The 651-nt window shown below is 57.1% G+C and carries 1 protein-coding gene; it reads right to left on the bottom strand.

The window, feature by feature from the left end; translation table 11 throughout:
* Positions 1–23: 23 nt before the first annotated feature.
* On the bottom strand, positions 24–651 hold a 628-nt coding region (locus A3K89_RS19595; protein ID WP_174551475.1), incomplete at its 5' end, for a major capsid protein.

Raw genomic sequence — 651 nt, forward strand, 5'->3', positions numbered from 1 at the left:
ATCGAATTCCCGAAGGGCCATGATTACGCCAGTTGTACGGACACGAACTCATCAGGGTCAGCCAGCAGCATCAGCGGTGCTGACTGAATCATGGTGAACTCACGCGCCGGATCGCCGGTGGTCACCCAGTTTTTCGGGTAACGGGCAGAGGCGTTAATGCCTTCGCGCTGTGCGTCCGCATCCTGAATGCAGCCATAGGTGCGCAGACCGCGTGCCTGAGTGTTCCCCAGCACCATCGTGTTGTCCGGCAGGAAGTTCTTTTTGACGCCGTTTTCCACGTACTGTCCGGAATACACGACGATGGCCACATCGCCATACATCCCCTTATAGGACACCGCTTTGCCCAGGTCTTTCACCGCTGTCTCCAGCTCGGAATTAGAGCCACGACGGGTATCCAGCTTCTCCTTGACGGCTTTGAAGGAACGGAACAGCGCCCAGCCTTTCGGATCGAACACGATGATATTCACCACACCGCTGGCGTTCAGCGCGTAGGCTTCGATATCGTCGGTCGGGTCATACGTGGACTTGTCACGCTTGCTCCACTCCGTGCCGCCGGACTGCGTGATGTTATTCTCCTCACTGCGGCCCATATCCACCTCAACCGGATCGAAGGCTTCACCGGTCATGGTGTATTTGCCCTTAAGCACGGCA

It is taken from the genome of Rhodococcoides kyotonense (assembly GCF_001645385.1).
Taxonomy (GTDB): Bacteria; Actinomycetota; Actinomycetes; order Mycobacteriales; family Mycobacteriaceae; genus Rhodococcoides; species Rhodococcoides kyotonensis_B.